At 59.8% G+C, this 18,119-nt stretch carries 16 protein-coding genes; 10 read left to right on the forward strand and 6 right to left on the reverse strand.

Annotated elements, in window-relative coordinates; all coding sequences use genetic code 11:
* On the forward strand, positions 1-1,083 hold the full coding sequence (locus M9924_00605) for a Gfo/Idh/MocA family oxidoreductase (protein ID MCO5062894.1): 1,083 nt from the start codon (positions 1-3) through the stop codon (positions 1,081-1,083).
* Positions 1,084-1,095: 12 nt separating this feature from the next.
* Positions 1,096-1,956, forward strand: coding sequence for a hypothetical protein (locus tag M9924_00610; GenBank protein MCO5062895.1), 861 nt, complete (start codon positions 1,096-1,098; stop codon positions 1,954-1,956).
* A gap of 129 nt (positions 1,957-2,085) precedes the next feature.
* Here the strand turns inward: M9924_00610 and M9924_00615 are convergent, their stop codons facing one another.
* From M9924_00615 to M9924_00625, 3 genes are read right to left on the reverse strand one after another with little or no spacing between them, the layout of a single operon-like run.
* Complete coding sequence (locus M9924_00615) at positions 2,086-2,997, reverse strand: AAA family ATPase (protein ID MCO5062896.1); 912 nt, start codon at positions 2,995-2,997, stop codon at positions 2,086-2,088.
* 3 nt (positions 2,998-3,000) lie between these two features.
* The gene (locus M9924_00620) at positions 3,001-3,864 is read right to left on the reverse strand and encodes a P-loop NTPase (GenBank protein MCO5062897.1); all 864 of its coding nucleotides are present in this window, start codon (positions 3,862-3,864) and stop codon (positions 3,001-3,003) included.
* A 9-nt stretch (positions 3,865-3,873) separates the two neighbouring features.
* The gene (locus M9924_00625; GenBank protein MCO5062898.1) at positions 3,874-5,418 is read right to left on the reverse strand and encodes a Wzz/FepE/Etk N-terminal domain-containing protein; all 1,545 of its coding nucleotides are present in this window, start codon (positions 5,416-5,418) and stop codon (positions 3,874-3,876) included.
* 588 nt (positions 5,419-6,006) lie between these two features.
* Here M9924_00625 and M9924_00630 point away from each other — a divergent pair.
* A complete protein-coding gene (locus tag M9924_00630) occupies positions 6,007-6,687 on the forward strand; it encodes a sugar transferase (GenBank protein ID MCO5062899.1) in 681 nt (226 codons plus the stop codon).
* 112 nt (positions 6,688-6,799) lie between these two features.
* On the opposite strand, the gene M9924_00635 is transcribed toward M9924_00630, so the two are convergent.
* Positions 6,800-7,483: a 4'-phosphopantetheinyl transferase superfamily protein gene (locus tag M9924_00635; protein ID MCO5062900.1), complete on the reverse strand. Its 684-nt coding sequence runs from the start codon at positions 7,481-7,483 to the stop codon at positions 6,800-6,802.
* A gap of 226 nt (positions 7,484-7,709) precedes the next feature.
* Between M9924_00635 and M9924_00640 the strand changes: the two genes are divergently transcribed.
* Entirely contained in the window at positions 7,710-10,448 is a 2,739-nt protein-coding gene (locus M9924_00640) for an amino acid adenylation domain-containing protein (GenBank protein ID MCO5062901.1), read from the forward strand.
* Positions 10,449-10,535: 87 nt separating this feature from the next.
* On the opposite strand, the gene M9924_00645 is transcribed toward M9924_00640, so the two are convergent.
* Together M9924_00645 and M9924_00650 are read right to left on the reverse strand one after the other, a co-directional pair.
* The gene (locus M9924_00645; GenBank protein ID MCO5062902.1) at positions 10,536-11,249 is read right to left on the reverse strand and encodes a response regulator transcription factor; all 714 of its coding nucleotides are present in this window, start codon (positions 11,247-11,249) and stop codon (positions 10,536-10,538) included.
* Between the two features lie 572 nt (positions 11,250-11,821).
* Positions 11,822-12,208, reverse strand: coding sequence for a response regulator (locus M9924_00650; GenBank protein MCO5062903.1), 387 nt, complete (start codon positions 12,206-12,208; stop codon positions 11,822-11,824).
* Between the two features lie 174 nt (positions 12,209-12,382).
* On the opposite strand from M9924_00650, the gene M9924_00655 reads away from it, so the two are divergent.
* The 6 genes from M9924_00655 to modC all read left to right on the forward strand — a co-directional run bounded on the left by M9924_00655 (position 12,383) and on the right by modC (position 18,118).
* Positions 12,383-13,072, forward strand: a complete 690-nt coding sequence (locus M9924_00655; GenBank protein ID MCO5062904.1) for a Crp/Fnr family transcriptional regulator — start codon at positions 12,383-12,385, stop codon at positions 13,070-13,072.
* Positions 13,065-15,323 carry a PAS domain-containing protein gene (locus M9924_00660; protein ID MCO5062905.1) on the forward strand — a complete coding sequence of 753 codons (2,259 nt, stop codon included), beginning with the start codon at positions 13,065-13,067 and terminating at the stop codon, positions 15,321-15,323. Before M9924_00655 ends, M9924_00660 begins: the two co-directional genes overlap by 8 nt.
* Before the next feature lie 82 nt (positions 15,324-15,405).
* The gene (locus M9924_00665; protein MCO5062906.1) at positions 15,406-15,642 is read left to right on the forward strand and encodes a hypothetical protein; all 237 of its coding nucleotides are present in this window, start codon (positions 15,406-15,408) and stop codon (positions 15,640-15,642) included.
* Between the two features lie 62 nt (positions 15,643-15,704).
* Positions 15,705-16,247: a DNA-3-methyladenine glycosylase gene (locus tag M9924_00670; GenBank protein MCO5062907.1), complete on the forward strand. Its 543-nt coding sequence runs from the start codon at positions 15,705-15,707 to the stop codon at positions 16,245-16,247.
* A gap of 69 nt (positions 16,248-16,316) precedes the next feature.
* Positions 16,317-17,009, forward strand: coding sequence for a molybdate ABC transporter permease subunit (gene modB / locus M9924_00675; protein MCO5062908.1), 693 nt, complete (start codon positions 16,317-16,319; stop codon positions 17,007-17,009).
* Positions 17,006-18,118 (forward strand): molybdenum ABC transporter ATP-binding protein, encoded by a 1,113-nt coding sequence (gene modC / locus M9924_00680; protein ID MCO5062909.1) that lies wholly within the window; start codon positions 17,006-17,008, stop codon positions 18,116-18,118. Before modB ends, modC begins: the two co-directional genes overlap by 4 nt.
* Position 18,119: the final 1 nt, after the last annotated feature.

The raw sequence follows: 18,119 nt of genomic DNA on the forward strand, positions 1-18,119 counted from the left end.
ATGGTAAAGGTCGGCCTCGTCGGTCTCGGCAAGATGGGCATTTCCCATTTCGCCATCATCAATTCGAACCCTGACGCCAAGGTGGACGTATGCGACGCATCCGGCCTCGTGGTCGATACGATTGGACGCTACACGTCCACGCGGACGTGGCGCAACTACGACGAGATGCTCAAGAAGGGCGGCCTTGACGCAGTTATCATCGCTACGCCTTCGAAGCTGCATGCCCCGATGGTCCGCACCGCGCTCGAACACGGCCTGCATGTCTTCTGTGAAAAGCCGTTCTGTCTCGATTGGCGCGAGTCTGAAGAGTTGGCCGCGCTCGCCAACCGCAAGGGACTGGTCAATCAGGTCGGATACCACTACCGCTATGTCGGGGCCTTCCGGGAAATGAAGCGCCTGGTGGACGCGCAAGCCATCGGCGAGATCACGCATGTTTTGGCGGAAGCTTATGGGCCGGTCGTCCTGAAGCCCAAGGGCACCACATGGCGCACCGACAGGCAGGCGGGCGGTGGCTGCCTTTACGACTACGCCGCCCATCCCATCAACCTAATCAACTGGTATTTCGGCCTGCCCGATCAGGTGACGGGCACGATCTTGAACAGCATCTTTTCTTCAGACACCGATGACGAAGTCTATTCGACATTTGCCTATGCCGGCGGGCGAAGCGTTCATCTTTCAGTCAACTGGAGCGATGAAAGTTATCGCAAGATGTCAACCAAGATTACATTGGTTGGCACCAAAGGCAGGATCACGGCCGACAGACAGGAGCTTCAAGCGTATCTGCGCGAGCCCGTGGCGGCCCTGCCGGACTACCATGAAGGCTGGAACGTAAAATACACGACTGAACTCACGGAAACCGTGCGCTTCTACCTTCGCGGTGAGGAATACTCCGCCCAGCTCGACGATTTCGTCAACCTAGTTCAGGGCAGACGCACTGACGTGATCAACGACTTCTGGTCTGCGGCCGTGACGGACCGCACCATCGCGCTGATGATTGACGACGCAGAACGGGAAAAGACAAACGCTCCGGAAATCGTGCGGCAGGCTCCGGCCCGCAAGCGCTGGTTCGGGCTGGCCAGGTAAGGAATTTCGGCAATGGATCGACTGCTATTCGGCGACAACCAGTTCTTCGGCATCAACCATATGTCCGAGGAGAAAGCCCGCGCCCAGGCGATGAAGTTTCAGGACCTGTCCGAGATCATCGCGGTTCTCGATGCCGCATATGATGAAGGCATCCGCACCTTCATGTGCACCACGCATGATCGCATCGCGCTGGTCTGCGACCACATCCGCGCAAACCCCAAGCGCTATGAGGGTTTCAAGTTCTATCCCTGCATGCCCTATGCTCACAAATACGCCAACGCCGTCACGGATCACGGCATGATGGGTGCTATCAGCCATTTCATGCCCGACGAAGGTCTCGTGAAAACAGCGTTGAAGGGCGGATTGTCGTTGGCGAAAAAGGACATAGAAGGTCTCGCAACGATCCTTATCGACATGGAAATGAAGATGTTCAAGGGTCTGGAGACGCCGGTCATTTTCCTTCAGAACGTGGTGGTCGATTTGCTGCTCGGCATGGGCATGAAGGACAGCTTCCGCATTTTCCACGACTATGTGCGCGAAAAGTACAATGCCGAAGCCGGATTCATCACGATGAATCTGCCCATGCTGCTGGATACGCTCGACGAGGTCGGGATCAAGAATCCGATCGTCTGTGCAAACATCAACAAGATCGGCTTCCGCCTCAGCGGCGGGATCGACAGCTACCTCGAGACTCTGAAGAGGCGCAAGGTCCGAGCAATCGCCATGTCGGTATTTGCTTCCGGCGCAATCGCGCCCCGGGAAGCGATAGAATGGGTCGCGGAACAGGACGGCATCGAGGCGATCGTTTTCGGTGCTTCGAGCCGCAAGAACATTCGCGACACGAAGACGTTCGTCGACGCTGCATATGCTTGACATGCATCGCGCCCTGCCAACGAAGGGCGCTTGCACAGATGCTCAGGACCTGGACGTCAAGCCAAAATAAAGCGCGCCTCAGTGAGGCGCGCTTTTAATTGTTCTTTGCTGCGGAATTTCAGACCGGTTTCAGCCGACCGGACCCTGGCTTGGCCGCGATTGCGCACGTCGATCCGCGATGACGCTTTCGATCAGAGCGGCGTCGATCGTGTGGCGCTCCTGCGCGAAGGCATACACCAGCGCATAGTCGCAAATCTGGTTGATGATGCGCGGCAGGCCCCGGCTTGCCCTGTAGATGGGCTCAAACGTGTCCGGCGTGAATATCTCGTGGTCCGCGCCTGCAACCTTGAGACGATGGGTCACATAAGCACCGATTGCCGTTTCGGGCATGCCGGTCAGGTGGAATTGGGCCGAGACACGCTGCGCGAACTGCGGCATGCGCTGCTCGCTGATCATGCGCCGCAGTTCCGGCTGTCCAACCAGCACGATCTGGAGGATTTCCTCATTTGAGCCGTTCATGTTCGAGAAGCAACGCAGCTCTTCCAGCATGGCGCGCGACAGGTTCTGCGCCTCATCGACGATCAGCACCGTGCCGCGCCCGCTGTCATATTCGTTGCGGACGATTTCCTCGAGCAGCTTGAAGCGCTTCACGTAGGACGTGCGCGTGTCGGTTTCCTCGCCGAGCGCATGCAGCGCCCAGTCGATCAGCTTGCCGCGATCCGCCTGCGCGTTGGAAATCAGGCCGACGCGAAGATCGCGCGGGATCGATCGCAGCAGATGGTGGATCAGCGTCGTCTTGCCAGCGCCGACCTCACCCGTGATGACGGTGATCGGTGCAAAGGTCACCAGGCCATATTCCAGCATGGCGAAGGCAAGCGTGTGGCCTTCGGTCCAGTAGAGATAGTCGGGATTGGGCAGCAGGCTGAACGGACGTTCCCGCAGGCCAAAAAACTGCGCATAGATGAGATAGGAGTTCAGAGCGGCAGCCGGATCTTGCCCGGCATCCCGTTGCGGCGCCTGCGTCACACGAGCCTCGTACATTTATCAATACCCATACTTTTCAGGAGTGTAGCGGCACTTGTTCAACACGACTCCAAGCACCTTGGTTCGCTGCGAAAGTTCATATTCGCAGAGATCGACTTCCGCTCCGGTGGTCATTTCAGCCGCCGTAATGATGAGAGCGCAATCCACGCTCGGTGCAAACGCCAGCACGTCGTCGAAGGCGAGCATCGGCGGCAGGTCATAAAGCACCACATCCGGCGCAAGCCGGCTCTGCATCGACGCCAGAGCCGATTTCGCAGCGGCGCCCTGCAACAATTCCGACGCATGCGTCACGGGTCGACTGTTCGCCGCGATCGCGAGATTCGATCCGAAGCGCACGAAGGTGTCGTTGATACCGGCGTTTCCCGTCAAGAAGTCTTCGATCGACGGAGTTTGGGTCATCCCCATGGTCTTGCCGATGGACGGCCTGCGGAGATCGAGGTCGATCAGAACCGACCGGCAATCGGTCTGGTGCGACAATGAAAAGGCGAGATTGGCGCTGACGGTCGACTTGCCGCACGCCGCCGTCGGCGAGGTGATGCCAATCGTCTTCCAGCCGTTCTGGCGCATTTCCTGAAGTATCTTGGTGCGAAGCATGTCGAAGGAGCCGCGCGCCGGATCCGAATGGTCAAGCGTAACCACGCGATTCTGCTTGAGCAGGCGCTGGTCCGGTGCCCAGCTCGGCAGGTTCGTCCATTGGCCGTCAAGAGGACGCGCGACGGGGAGCGGGTGGACCGGCGCCGGCGCAGATGAAGGCGCAGTCGGCGGCACAGGCGTCGGCTGCCTCGGCACGGGTGATGCCGACTGCCGCCACCGATCGGTGGCATTGCTCTTTGCCTTTTGAAGCGCAAGTTGAATGTTGAGCATGATTGTCTCTTACCTGCTTTCCAGACCGGCGCTGTCCGTCGCAGGCCATGGAAGCCGCGCGCTCAGGGTGCGCAAGAATTGCTGTGCATTGTGCCAGCCCTGCCAGAAGTCGCTCAGGACCTGCTCGCCAGGCTGAGGAATGTAAGGCAGCGTCACAAAAGGCTGCCCAGGAATAATCGCCGCAAGTTCGCTCGGGCGTCTAACGGTTCTGTTCAGCAATTCCATCAGCACGATAAAGGCAAAGCCAAGGCCACCACCGCCCACCAGACCGAGCGCCGTTATAAGTTTCCGGCGCGGGCTGACTGCATCGACGGGGGGAACGGCACGTTCAACGACTGCCAGTCGCCCACCCTTTGCGTGAAGCTCGATCTGCTCGCCCGCTGAGGCTTCGGCCAGCTTGGCGACAGCAGTATTGTACTGCAACTGGGTGTTGTCGCGCGCCCGAACCAACGAGTTCAACGCCGTCTCGTTGGTTGGTGTCGCGGCAATGGTCTCCGCAAGGTGTTCCAGATTTTTGCGGATCGACGCCTTCTCATTGGTCAGGAACTGGAGCCGCTCGTCGACATCGGCAAGCTGCAGGTCGAGTTCCGACATGCCCTTCTTGCCCTCGCCCTTCTCGCTCTTTTCCTTGAGCGATTTCTGAAGATCGGCGATGCGCTTGCGCAGGCTCATCACGTTCGGGCTGTCTTCCGAGAAGATCGAAAGCTGCTCGGACAGAGCCCTGTTCAGGTCATCCAGCAATTGCTGCTCGGGCGACACAGGGCCAGTTGCCACGCGACCTGTCTGCTGGAAAATCTGCACGAGATTTTCACGACGGCTGCGCAGGCTGGCTTCCTCCCGTTCAAGCATCGCAAGACGTTCCTGCTGGCTGCTTTGCTGATTGTGACGAAAGTCCAGGCTGTCCGGAAGCGCGTCCTTGTTCGCGTTCTTGAATTCCAGGATCTGCTTGTCCAGTCCCGCCAGTTCACGGCTGAGACGGTCCACTTCCTGATTGAAGAACCGTTGCGTGTCCGCCGCGCGTTCCGTCCTCAGCCGAACATTACGTTCCAGCACCAACGAAACGACATCGTTGACGACGTCTGCCGCCTGAACCGGGCTCTTGGAACGAAAGGAGATGCTGAAAACGGTCGCTGCGCTGTCGCGGGCCGAATCGAGTTCAAGCTGCTTGAACCGAAGCCGGCTGCTCATGTCATCGACGATGTCGTTTTCGTCGACCTTGAGATAGGCGTCGTAGACGCCGTGGCGCTTCGCAAGCCCGAGCAAGGTGTCCCGGGTCATGATTTCCTGCTCGATGATCTGCAACTGCTCGACCGCATTGGTCGGGGCAGTGGTGCGAACCATTTCCGCAGGGATCTGGGGCGCTTCGACCACCAGACGCGCGCTTGCCTCATATGTCTTTGGAATCAGAAGCGCGACGGCCACTGCCAGCACAGTGCACACTGCCGCCGCTCCGACAAGAATCGGAAGCCTGCGCAACAGCAATGATGCATAGAATTTGAGATCGATATCTCCCATAAGCCCGTTTGCCCAATCTGCCCGTTTGAAACCCTGCACCGATCTTTCACGCCAGACAGCGAGAGACTAGATCGCTGATAGGCTTGATATGGGCGATTAGGAGCAAACGGATTAAGCCGTTTGGGTAACCACCCTCACCCTGGCAAGTCCGCCAGGTACCGCCTGTGTCACGTCGCTTGCACGTCCGACCGCCATCGTGAGGATATGCAACCAGATTTCCGCGCAATTATCCAGTTGCAGCACAAGAGGTCGCGCGAAATCGCATCCTGCGCGTAGAGGTCCCCGAAGCGGATGTGTCGAACGGACGGACCGGCGCGACGTTCTATGAGCGCTCGACGGCGTCTATTCGCATCTTCCAGAGCCGCATCGCACTGCTTCCACCATTGGATGATGGCTACCCTTCTATCGGCTAGCTCACCTATTCGACAACCATCTGCCATTATGCAAACGTGCAGTAATGTATTGCCAAAATATACTTACAGCTATTCTCTGTATATACCTAGTGCAACCTGAATAATACGCAAGACATGTCCTCAACTAGTAACTATTATCTATGGACGGTCTATTGCTCGACGCCCCGAATATATTGAGACTGCATGTCGGGCTTATTTGATTTTGGGGCATTATATGTCGGGGGCAGAATCCAGGACACTTCCGCTGGAGTTGCATGCGGTATCCCAGCTTTCGGGCACGGGACGCCGGTGGTCAATTTATCCTGCGGTCAAGCGCGCATTCGATATTGCAGTTACGCTGGCCATGGCGCCGGCGGCTGTACCACTGGTTGGTCTGTGTGCGATGCTGGTGCGTCGCGATGGAGCCAGTCCATTTTACTCGCAGCCGCGACTCGGCAAGAACGGCAAGGAGTTCCTTATCTGGAAGCTCCGTACAATGGTGCCGAATGCCGACAAGGTGCTGGCCTCCTATCTGGAACAGAACCCCGAGGCGAAGGCCGAGTGGGATGCACACCAGAAGCTGGCGAACGATCCGCGCATCACGCGTATCGGCCGTTTCCTGCGCAAATACTCAATCGACGAGTTTCCGCAGCTCTTCAACGTCTTTGTCGGCGATATGAGTCTGGTCGGTCCGCGACCGATGTGCCCGGACCAGCGCCAGCAGTATCCGGGAACCGCCTATTTCGAGCTTCGGCCCGGCATGACCGGCCTTTGGCAGATCAGCGAGCGGAACCAGACCACGTTTGCCGAGCGGGCGATCTACGACAATCGCTATGCGGGGGCACTTTCCCTTGCCACCGACATGCGCATTCTGGTCATGACGCCCCTGGTCGTACTTCGCGGCACCGGCCTTTGAGATAACGCGCCCTCGCCCCGCGCAATCGAGCGGTCACGCACACCGAAGCGTTCCCTATACGCTTGGGCGTGCGTGGCCGCTTGTCCGACGGGAAATACGGGCGCAGCGAAGGTCACCGCTTCGGATCTCGCGGCAAGCCGATTCGTTCACATCGAAATTCGCCGCTGCCGAGACGCGCCAGCGCTGATGTCCGTCCCTCACCCAATTCGAGGTCGAGCCGGCTGAACACCTTCTGCCCATCCGAATCAGCGCAGCGGACCACCTGCGCCGTTTCAAAGTCCGGGTCGCCGAAGCCGATGGACACAAGGCGGGGACCGACGGACAAACCTTTCCCCCATGCCTTGAGAACCGCTTCCTTTCGCACCCAGAGCCGCAACCTTCCTTGTTCGTCTATTGGGGTCGTCCGTGTCGCATCGATCTCTTCGGGGGAAAGGACGATCTCCAGTTCCGGCATGGTCAACCGACCTTTCGCCTCGACATCGATTCCCAATGGTGCGGCACCGCCAACAACAAGGACCGCGTAGTTGCCCGAATGCGAAAGATTGAACTGCGGCCCCCCTGAGACCTCGGGCTTGCCCCACGCATTTCGGGTAATCTCGATTGCGGCGGGGTGGCGATCCATCACCATGGAAAGGCCGCGCCGCAGCCCGATCCGTCCGGCAATGAAAAGGACGCGCGCCTCCTTTGCGCTGAAACGGGCGGCGTGCTCCCTCTCATCCGGCGACAGCCATTCGATATCCTGCGGACGTGGATCGCCGAGTTCAAACTCAAAAAGGCTCAGCACTGTGGCGCTCATGCGGCCTGTTCTCGCGGAGGAATAGAAGAATGCGTACCCATATTGACGAATGCATACACCCGAATGATGGCCGAGGGTGGCAAAGAATGGTGTCCGGCTGGCCTGACGACAGAATTGTTTGCGAGCACCCAATTCGAATAGTGTGCAGGCTGGATGGTTAGGTTTGCCGGGCAGCACGGATGTTTGCCGATGGCCAAAGAACAAAAGGTATCAGCGCGGAGTGACGATGGATTCCATGCCACTGACCGATTTGTCCAAGACGGCGACGCGGCGCCCTCAACGACGGAGCAAGGCTCCGGCGAAGCAGAACGCATTCGGAATCGGCCCGGTCGTCGACTTTCCGCGCGACGCGACGCTCGCGACGCTGTTTGCCGCACAGGTTTCCGCAAATCCCGATACCGTTGCCCTGATCGATGGTGACGAGGCCGTCAGCTATAGCGCACTCGACCGGCTTGTCGACACCATCGCGCGCCGCCTGATTTCGAAGCGTGTGCAGCCCGGCGACGTGGTTGGCGTGTCGCTAGAGCGATCGACGCTGATGGTTGCCGCCATGCTGGCCGCGATGCGGCTTGGCGCGGCTTATCTGCCGCTTGACCCATCAAATCCGGCCGAGCGCCTGCGCTACATCGCCGAAAACAGCCGTGCGACCACAATCCTGACGACGGAGATCATCGCAACACGCCTGGGTTATGCCAACGCGCTGACGCTGGACGACCTCGACGAAGCTGAGATAGAGGCCGCGGCCCCTGTCCCTGTCGTTTCAACGAACCCGCTTTCTCCCGCCTATATCGCATACACGTCCGGCTCGACCGGGCAGCCCAAAGGGGTGATGGGAACGCATCTTGCGACCGTCAATCGTTTTGTCTGGATGTGGCGGACCTTCCCTTTCGCGCCAGGCGAAGTGATGTGCCAGAAAACCGCTATCTCCTTTGTCGATTCCGTCTGGGAGATTTTCGGGCCGCTTCTTGCAGGTGTTCCCCAGGTCATCATCGGCAACGCCACCGTGCGCGATCCGGCAGCGCTGCTTGCAACGCTCGGCACCTATAAGGTCACGCGGCTCCTGGTGGTGCCTTCGCTGCTCAAAACTATTCTTGAAGCGGGCATCGATATCACCGGCAGCGCACCACACCTGCGCTTCTTGTTCGCCTCGGGAGAACGACTGCCGAAAACACTTGCGCAAAAGGTGCTGGATGCAGCGCCCGGCGTGGTTCTGGTTAATCTCTACGGCTCCTCCGAGGTAGCGGCGGACGTGACCTGCGAAATCGTCTCGGTACTTGACACCGATGAAGTGCCGATCGGGAAACCCATCGACAATTCGCGGCTCTACGTGCTCGACGAATCCCGCAAGCCTGTTCCCGATGGTGAGGCCGGCGAGCTTTATGTCGGAGGCGATGTGCTCGCAGGCGGGTACCTGCATCGGCCCGACCTCACGGCGGAGCGCTTTATTTCCGACCCGTTCAGCGAGACGCCGGGCGCGCTCATGTTCGCGACAGGCGACAGGGTAAACTGGCTTGCGGACGGTCGGCTGATGTTCCGGGGTCGCATGGACCATCAGGTCAAGATTCGCGGCGCGCGCGTCGAACTGGGCGAGGTAGAGGCAAATCTCGCGGCCCTGCCGGGCGTTGCCGAGGCTGTGGTGGTGGCGCAACCGGATGCCGAGGGCGATACACGTCTCGTCGCGTTCGTGACCGGTCGTGACGGGGCGATGCTCGATGCATCCGCCCTGCGAGCCGAGCTAGGGAAGCGGCTGCCGGACTACATGGTTCCGGCGCGGATCAACGCCTTGAAGGCAATGCCGCTCAACCCCAACGGCAAGACCGACCGTACGGCGCTGGCAGCGCTGCCCTGGGAGCCGGTCAGCGAGGCGCGCGAGAAGCCCGCAACCGAGATCGAGAACGAGTTGCACCAGATCTGGTCGCGGCTGCTCGGCATCCCGTCCATAGGCGTGGACGAAGACTATTTTGCGCTCGGCGGTCATTCCTTGATGGCGGTGAAAATGTTCGCCGCTGTGAAATCGCGCCTTGGCGTCGACGTTCCCATTGCAACATTGCTTGTTCACCCGACGATCCGCAGTCTCGGAAAGATGCTGGCAGAGAGGATTGCCACGCCTTCGCCCGTCGCCTTTCATTCCGGCAAACTTGAAGATTCGCCGTGGGACACGACGGCCGTGATCCATCCAGGCCCCGGCAATGACGAGCGCCCTCTATTCATTGTCGGAGGCATTGGCGGCAATGTGAACAATCTGCTGGAGCTTGGAAAAGCCGTCGGAAAATACAGGCCGCTGATCGGCCTCCAGACGCGTGGCGTGATGGGTCACAATCTTCACGAAACTTTCGAGGCAACGGCGGCGGACCATCTGGCCAACATTCGCAGGCATCAGCCGGAGGGGCCGTATCTTATCGCGGGCTATTCGGGAGGCTCCTACGCCGCGTTTGAGATGGCGCGACAGCTTCAGGTCGCAGGCGAGCGCGTCGACTTCATCGGCGTTCTCGACATGCATGCACCGAAATTCGCGGAGAAGGTCAAAGTCCCCGCATCGGACCGATTGCGTCGCGAAATCCAGTCGCTGGCCGAAGACGGCATCGGTGTTTTTCTCTCTCGCGCGAAGTTGAAGCTTCGCGACAAGCTCGAATCCGGATGGCTGCTCAACATTTACGGCCAGCTACGCCCTGAATATGCGCGTCTGCGCAAATTGTCGCGCGCATGGTGGGACCTCGAAGCACGCTACAGGCCGGGCCCTTACAAGGGTGATCTCACGCTGTTTCTTGCGCAGGCGCAGGGCGTCACCACACGGATGATGCTGGAAGTCGATCCCGAATATGGTTGGCGCAATTACGTCGATGGCAAGCTCAACGTCGTGCCGTTGAACGGGAACCACTTCGACTTTATCGTCGGTCCGCAGGCGGATGTTCTGGCAACGCGCATGGAAGCCATGATCGCGGCGGCCAAACGCCCCGTTGGCTGAAGGCCGAACATTCTCGGCCAAACTATGCAATTCAAAAAAATGGCCCGGACATCCGGGCCATTTCTCTGTGACCAATCTATTCGAAAGTCAGCGACGGGCCGCCGTGAGATCGCTCGGAAACAGATCGTTGATCTTGCAGGCGACTTCCGTGCGGTTGGTGGCCTTCAGCTTGCGCATGATGTTGCGGATGTGAACCTTCACCGTGCTCTCGCGCAGGTTGAGCTCGTACGCGATGATCTTGTTCGCCTTGCCGCGGCGCAGTGCCTCGACGACTTCCGTCTGGCGCGCCGTAAACATGCCGGCCATGTGGCGCGCCGTTTCGCTGCCTGATTCCAGAACCTGCCGGATCGCGAGCACGCTGCTGGCGGGAACGAACACGCCGCCTGCAAGGGCGAGGCTGATGGCCTCGACGCACACGCTGATGCCGACCGAGGTCGGGATATAGCCGCGAGCGCCGTATTCGAGCGCCTTCAGGATCTGCGCCAGATCGTCCGTGTCGGCAAGCACGATCACCGGGATCGACTTGAACTCCGCCGCGAGCTTCGCCAGTTCCTCGCCGACAGCCGGGTCGGTCACGCGCCGACCGCCGATATTGTACAGGATCGCCGAAAACTGCGCGTGACGATCACGCGCCTGCTTCCAGTCCTGGATCGACGCAAACGGCGTGATCTCCGTCGTCGCATCATGCGAACGAAGGCTCTGCGCGAAGCACTCGCGATCCAGAGCACGCGGATCGATCAGCGCCAGCATGCGGTCATAGTCATGATGAAGCGCGAATTGCTTTGCCTGCATGGACGACATCGAAAGTACGTCGCCCGACTTCAGTGTGGATGTGTTTGCGATGCCCATAGCCCTTACCCCTTTTGATCGCTGGTTTTGCACAAAGAAGGAGAAGCGATATGACAATGCGCAGCATTCTGACGTGCGCCGCCGCCAACCCAAGGCAACATCGCCAGAACCGTATGGATACCATGTGCGAATTGTTCGGCTTAACGCCGTATTTGACTTACCGCCCCGCCCGTATTTCCGTAGTCAGCAACTAACCCCATGCACCTTGATTTAAGCTGATTTAACTACTTCCTATCACCTCCGCATTAACACACATCAATCCGCCTTGAGTTTTCGGATTTATTTCCCAATCGCAACACGCTTCCCCGATGGACCAAAACACGCAACGAAATTCTCCCAAGTTAATATTTTGTGATATTTTTTTTGCGCAGAACTGCCCATGCATGCAGCAGGCATGAACGATCGCGCCGGGGAAACATGGCCAGTCCGTTTACGTCCAAAGGATATTGCGAAATCGTCCGCCTTCGATCTTCACCCGTCGGCGTAGATCGGTACTCAACCGATATTGCCGGCTATGCAGCCGGTCAGCGCGCCCCCGACAGCCTGGCAAGCGTCCGGGCAAGAGATGTGATGTCGAAAGGTTTTTCCCAACGCGGCGTATCGGCAAAGCGCTCGGGCAAGAAATCATTTCCGTATCCGGTCGCGAAGATGAAAGGAATGTCCTTCTCTTGAAGCTCAGCAGCCAGATCAAAGACCTTCGCACCGTTCAGGTTAATGTCGAGCACGGCCAGATCGATCCTGGGATCAATCTTCAGCCGGGCAATTCCCTGCTGCACATGCCCGAACGGTCCGACGACCTGCGCACCGGAATCGGTGAGCGCCCTCGCAATATCGTCGGCGATGAAATACTCGTCTTCCATGACGAGAACGAATTTTCCGCGCAGTACGCCCGTCACAAGATCAGCGCCCATTAACCCAAACCCCGTATGATGCAGTCTACGCATGCATCCATTTTGAGAAACTAACCTATGTGAATAGAGTAAGATTTACGACGGGCTACTCATTTTGAAGGCCCACAGTCCACCAGGTGATCTGTGTCCCAGGCACTCATTCGCAAATTACAAAACTTTGTAAAGCTGTCAGCAATGGACCAGCGCGCGCTCGAGCGCGCGGGTAGCGAGAGGGTCAGGCGGATCGGACCTCACGAGGACATCATTCGCGAAGGTGACAAGCCGGGCGGCGTGCAGCTGATCGTGGACGGGTGGGCATGTCGCTACAAATACCTCGAAGACGGACGCCGGCAAATTGTCGGATTTTTCGTTCCCGGCGACATTTGCGACCTGAACGTGTTCATTCTCAAGGAAATGGATCATTCGATCGGCTCGTTGACGGAAGTCCTGATCGCCGACATTTCGCGCGAGAGCATTGAAAGCCTCATGAATACCTCGCAGCGCCTGTCCCAGGCGCTGTGGTGGGATAATCTCGTCTCGTTGGCGATCCAGCGCGAATGGACAATCAACCTCGGCCAGCGCGATGCGGTGGAACGCATGTCGCACCTGTTCTGTGAGATATTCCTGCGCCAGCAGAGCGCGGGACGCGCGCAGGGCAACAGTTGCGAGTTTCCGGTTACGCAGGCGGAACTGGGAGACGCAACCGGCCTTTCCACCGTTCACGTCAACCGCACGCTTCAGCAGATGCGTTCGGCCGAACTGATTACGCTTCACAACAAGCGTCTGGTCATCCACGATCTGGATGCGCTGATGCGGCAGGCTATGTTTAATCCGAACTATCTTCACCTTGGTCGTGACGGGGCGCACCTCGATGCCAATGACTGATCCTCAAAAGGGCATTTACCCGGCAGGAACGCCGGTCGGCCTGGCGGGCCTTGCAGCCAATGGGCGCATTGCCAGCGCAGACGGAGCCATCGCCCGAATACTGGGTCGCGAGGCCGAGGACCTGATTGGCAGGCCGCTTGCCGATCTGGCCGCGCCGTCAAACCGCACGACGCTGCTCGATGCATTCGCGGCCATCGCGCGAGGCGGCAAGGAGCAATCGCTTGAGGTCGACTTCGACCGCGCCGGCGGCAATGTTCGCGTCGAGGTGCGCCTGCATCGCATTGCAGGCGAAGGAGCCAGTGCGCCGTTTCTCGCCGTGTTGATTGATATCTCGGAGCGCATCGAGGCCGAAGCTGTCCTGCGTGACCGCGAGGAGCGCCTGCGTTCGGCGCTCGACGCGGCGCAGATGGGCACATTCGTCTGGAACATAGGAGAGGAGCGCGCCGAGCCCGACAGCCAGATGCGGTCGCTGTTCGGTGTTGCTTGGGACGCGGTGCTGTCGCTCGATCCGAAACGCATGGACAAGATCGTGATGGAGGACCGAAAGCGCTACAGCGCCGCGGTGGCGCGCGCGTGCCATCCCGATGGCGACGGCGTGCTTCAGGAGGATATCCGCATACGTCTGCCGGACGGTACTGTCCGTTGGCTGGCCATTACCGGGCAGGTCGAATTCGAGGACCAGACACCTGCGCGAATGACTGGGGCGGTGCTCGACATCACTCACAGAAAGCGCATCGAGGCAGCGCTGCGGGAAAGCGAGGAGCGCCACGCCTTTCTCCTGCGCCTGAGCGATGCCTTGCGCGCTGTGTCGGAACCCGACCAGATCCAGCGCGTGGCTTCCAGGCTGCTCGGAGAGCGGCTTTCGGCCAATCGCGTGGCCTATGCCGAGATTGTCGACGGTGCGGCCTATATCCAGAACGATTACACACACAACGCACCCTCGATCACGGGGCGTTTTCCTGTGGAACTGTATGGGAGCAAGCTCGCCGAAGCCTGGCGACGCGGAGAAACGGTCGTGGTCGACGATGTCGCAAACGATCCGCAGCTTTCGGATGCGGACCTCGGCGCCTATCGTGATGCAGGCGTCAGCGCATTCATCGCGGTCATGCTGACCAAGGATAGCCAAAGCGGTGCAGCGCTTGGCGTTCACAGCCTCACGCCGAGGCGCTGGACGCCAGCCGAAATCATTCTCGCGGAAGAGGTCGGCGAGCGTACCTGGTCAGCAATGGAGCGCACGAACGCGGAGGCCGCCCAGCGCCAGAGCGAAGAACGCCTCAGCCAGTTTACGAACGCGTCTTCCGATGTGCTGTGGATCAGGGATGCCGCGACGATGGAGTGCGAATTCCTCAGCCCGGCTTTTGAGAAGGTCTATGGCGTGGATCGCGAGTCCATGCTTGGCGAAACGCATGTTGCCTCATGGTCCGACCTGATTGTGCCGGAGGATCGGGAAGACGCATGGCTCAATCACGAAAGGGCGCGCAACGGCGAACGCGTCGCGTTCGAATATCGCATCCGTCGTCCTTCGGACGGACAGATCAGATGGCTTCGCAGTACTGCCTTTCCCATGTTCGACAATGAGGGGCACGTGCAGCGCATCGGCGGCATCAACCATGACTGGACCGCCTTGAAGCAGGCGCAGGAGCACCAGCAGCTTCTGACGGCGGAATTGCAGCATCGCGTGCGCAACACGCTCTCCGTGATACGTTCCATCGCACGGCGTACCGCCCAGACCAGCGAAACGGTCGAGGACTATGCGATGCATCTCGATGGCCGCATCGGGGCGTTCGCGCGCGTGCAGGCGGCAGTGACGCGCGATCCAACCGCCGGCATCGATCTCGGCCTGCTTGTTGCCGACACGCTGCTTGCCGCAACCGCGCGCGAAAGCGACCAGGTGTCCATCGAGGGCCCGCAACTCGGGTTGCAGCCGAAGGCGGCTGAGACGATGGGACTGGCCATTCACGAGCTTGCCACCAATGCGGTGAAATACGGCGCTCTTTCTGTGCCGGAAGGCAAGATCGCGATCAGTTGGAAGATCGTGAACGATGGCGACGACCGGACGTTGATTTTCGAATGGGAGGAAAGCGGGCTGAGCGGCTTGCCGACCTCACCGCGCCGCACAGGATTCGGCACCGAGCTTGTCCAGCGCACGCTGGCCTACGAACTCGATGCAACAATCGACCGGCAGTTCAACCCTTGGGGGGTGCGATACCTCATCAAGCTGCCGATGGTCGAGCGAACGATCAAGGCCTGACACGTGCGCATCGATGCTATGATCGCCCCTGCAATCGGCTGAGAGCCGACGCATAGATTGTCCTTCAAGGGGGTGAAGGCGCATGCGCACAATGCTGGGGTTCGATCAGCGGCTGCCTTCGGATGTCGTGAACCACTATGTCCATTCACGGCTCGCCTACAGCCAGCCGCTTTCGATCGATCGGGCGTTGCTCGCCATTCGCACTGTTTTGCCGAATTGCGATCTTTCCGATCCGAAGCTGATCCGAATGCTCGAAGCTGCGGCTGCCAAGCACCACATCGAGGTGGAGCACGGATTTCGGCGCAGCTCAATCGGATAGCCGCCTCAGGAACCTCGCACAACGCAGTCGAAATTACTTCGCCGCAGAACTATCTACGGACGATGAATCCTGATTTCTTTGACCGATCCAGCACCGAAGTCGCTCGCGACCTGATAGGCTACACGCTCACGGTGAACGGTGTCGGCGGCATGATCGTCGAAACGGAGGCCTATGAGCCGGACGACCCTGCCTCGCACAGCTATCGCGGCCAAACGCCCCGCAACGGCGCGATGTTCGGACCGCCCGGCCACGCCTATGTCTACCGCTCCTACGGCATCCACTGGTGTTTCAATATCGTGTGCAGGCCCGGCAGCGCGGTATTGCTGCGCGCGCTCGAACCGCTGCACCATGTGGAGGCGATGCGCATCCGGCGCGGACTCGACGGACTGCGCCTGCTCTGTTCGGGTCCCGGACGTTTGTGCCAGGCGCTCGCAATCGACCTTGCGCTGAACGGCTTGCCTGTCGATGCCGAACCGATGCGGCTCATGAAACCGCCCTCACGCGTTTCCGTGGCGACGGGCAAGCGTATCGGCATCACGCGCGCCGTGGAAATGCCCTGGCGCTACGGATTGGAGGGTTCACCCTTTCTAAGCCGCAAGATCTGAGCGCTCACCTTGCTTGACGGGGCGATCTTCGCGATGGCTATATTCAAATGGATATAGGGGATTCACTCGATGCATCTGACGCCGGAGGAATGGACGGCGGTGCGGCTGTCGCTGAAAGTCGCCTTCTGGGCAATGGCGGGCAGCCTGCCGCTCGGTCTCGCCATCGCGATGCTGCTTGCGCGCCGCGAATTCTGGGGCAAGTCGATCCTGAACGGCGTTGTCCATCTGCCGCTGGTCCTGCCGCCCGTCGTGACCGGCTACCTCCTTTTGCTCACTTTCGGAAAGCGCGGCCCGGTGGGCGCATTCCTCGCAGACTATTTCGGCATCGTGTTTTCCTTTCGCTGGACCGGCGCCGCGCTTGCGTGCGCGGTCATGGGCTTTCCGCTGATGGTGCGTGCAATGCGGCTTTCCATCGAAGCAGTCGATCAGAGGCTCGAAGCCGCAGCATCGACGCTCGGCGCTTCGCGCGCCTGGGTGTTCGCAACCATAACCCTGCCGCTGATCCTTCCCGGCATCATCGCGGGGATGGTGCTTTCCTTCGCCAAGGCCATGGGCGAGTTTGGCGCAACCATCACATTCGTCTCGAACATCCCCGGGGAAACGCAGACACTGCCCTCCGCGATCTATACGTTCACACAGGTGCCGGGCGGTGAAACCGGCGCGCTTCGGCTTACCCTCATTTCCATCGTCATTGCCATGGCCGCGTTGATCGTGTCCGAATATCTCGCAAGGCGCGCGGGCCGCAGGCTTATCGTCGAATGACCCTTTCCGTGGATGTCCGTCACCGACAGGGAGATTTCGAGATTGAAGCGCGCTTCGAGAGCGCTGGTCGGCTTACCGCGATTTTCGGTTCGTCGGGCTCCGGGAAAACCTCGATCACGAACATGATCAGCGGCCTGCTGAGGCCGACAAAGGGGCGCATCGCCACCGACGACCGCGTTCTTGTCGACACGCAAAAGGGCATATACGTGGCTCCCCATAAGAGGCGGATCGGCTACGTATTCCAGGATGCGCGGCTGTTTCCGCACATGAGCGTCGAACAGAACCTCAAATATGGACGATGGTTCGCCCCGAGAACGGACCGCTACGCGACATTCGAGCGGATAGCGGAGATGCTGGGCATTTCCCACCTTCTGGCCCGCAAACCCGCCACGCTTTCCGGGGGAGAGACGCAGCGCGTGGCCATCGGGCGAGCCCTGCTCACAAGCCCGAAGATGCTGCTGATGGATGAGCCGCTGGCTTCGCTGGACGACGCGCGCAAGGAGCAGATTCTGCCCTATATCGAGCGGCTGCGCGACGAACTGGACATCCCCGTGGTCTATGTGAGCCACTCCATTGCGGAAGTCGCGCGGCTCGCCACCGACATTGTCGTGCTGTCTGAGGGACGCGTGGTGATTGCCGGCACCACGGCCGACATCATGCGGCGACCAGATTTGCTGCCGATCGAAGAGCAGGGGGAGAGCGGCGCCCTGCTGGCGGCAACGGTGCTGGCGCAGGACAATGCATTCGGCATGACCGTGCTGAACAGCGCAGCAGGTAAATTATCCCTCCCCGCATTCGACGCCGCACCGGGAACGAAGCTGCGCGTGCGGATCCGTGCCCGCGACGTGATGATTGCGACCAGGAAGCCGCAGGGAATAAGCGCGCTCAATGTATTTCCCGGGCGCATCCGCTCGATTGTTCCGACCGGCCCCACGCAGGTTGAGGTGGAGGTCGACTGCGGTGGGACCGTGGTGCTTTCGCGCATCACGCGCCAGTCGGAAGCGACGCTCAAACTCGGGGTCGGCAGCGATGTATTTGCGATCGTAAAGACAGTAAGCTTCGACAGGTCCAGCCTGACGCTCGGCGGACCGACGAACGGAGATGCCTGAA

This window comes from Rhizobiaceae bacterium, from assembly GCA_023953835.1.
Classification (GTDB): domain Bacteria; phylum Pseudomonadota; class Alphaproteobacteria; order Rhizobiales; family Rhizobiaceae; genus Mesorhizobium_G.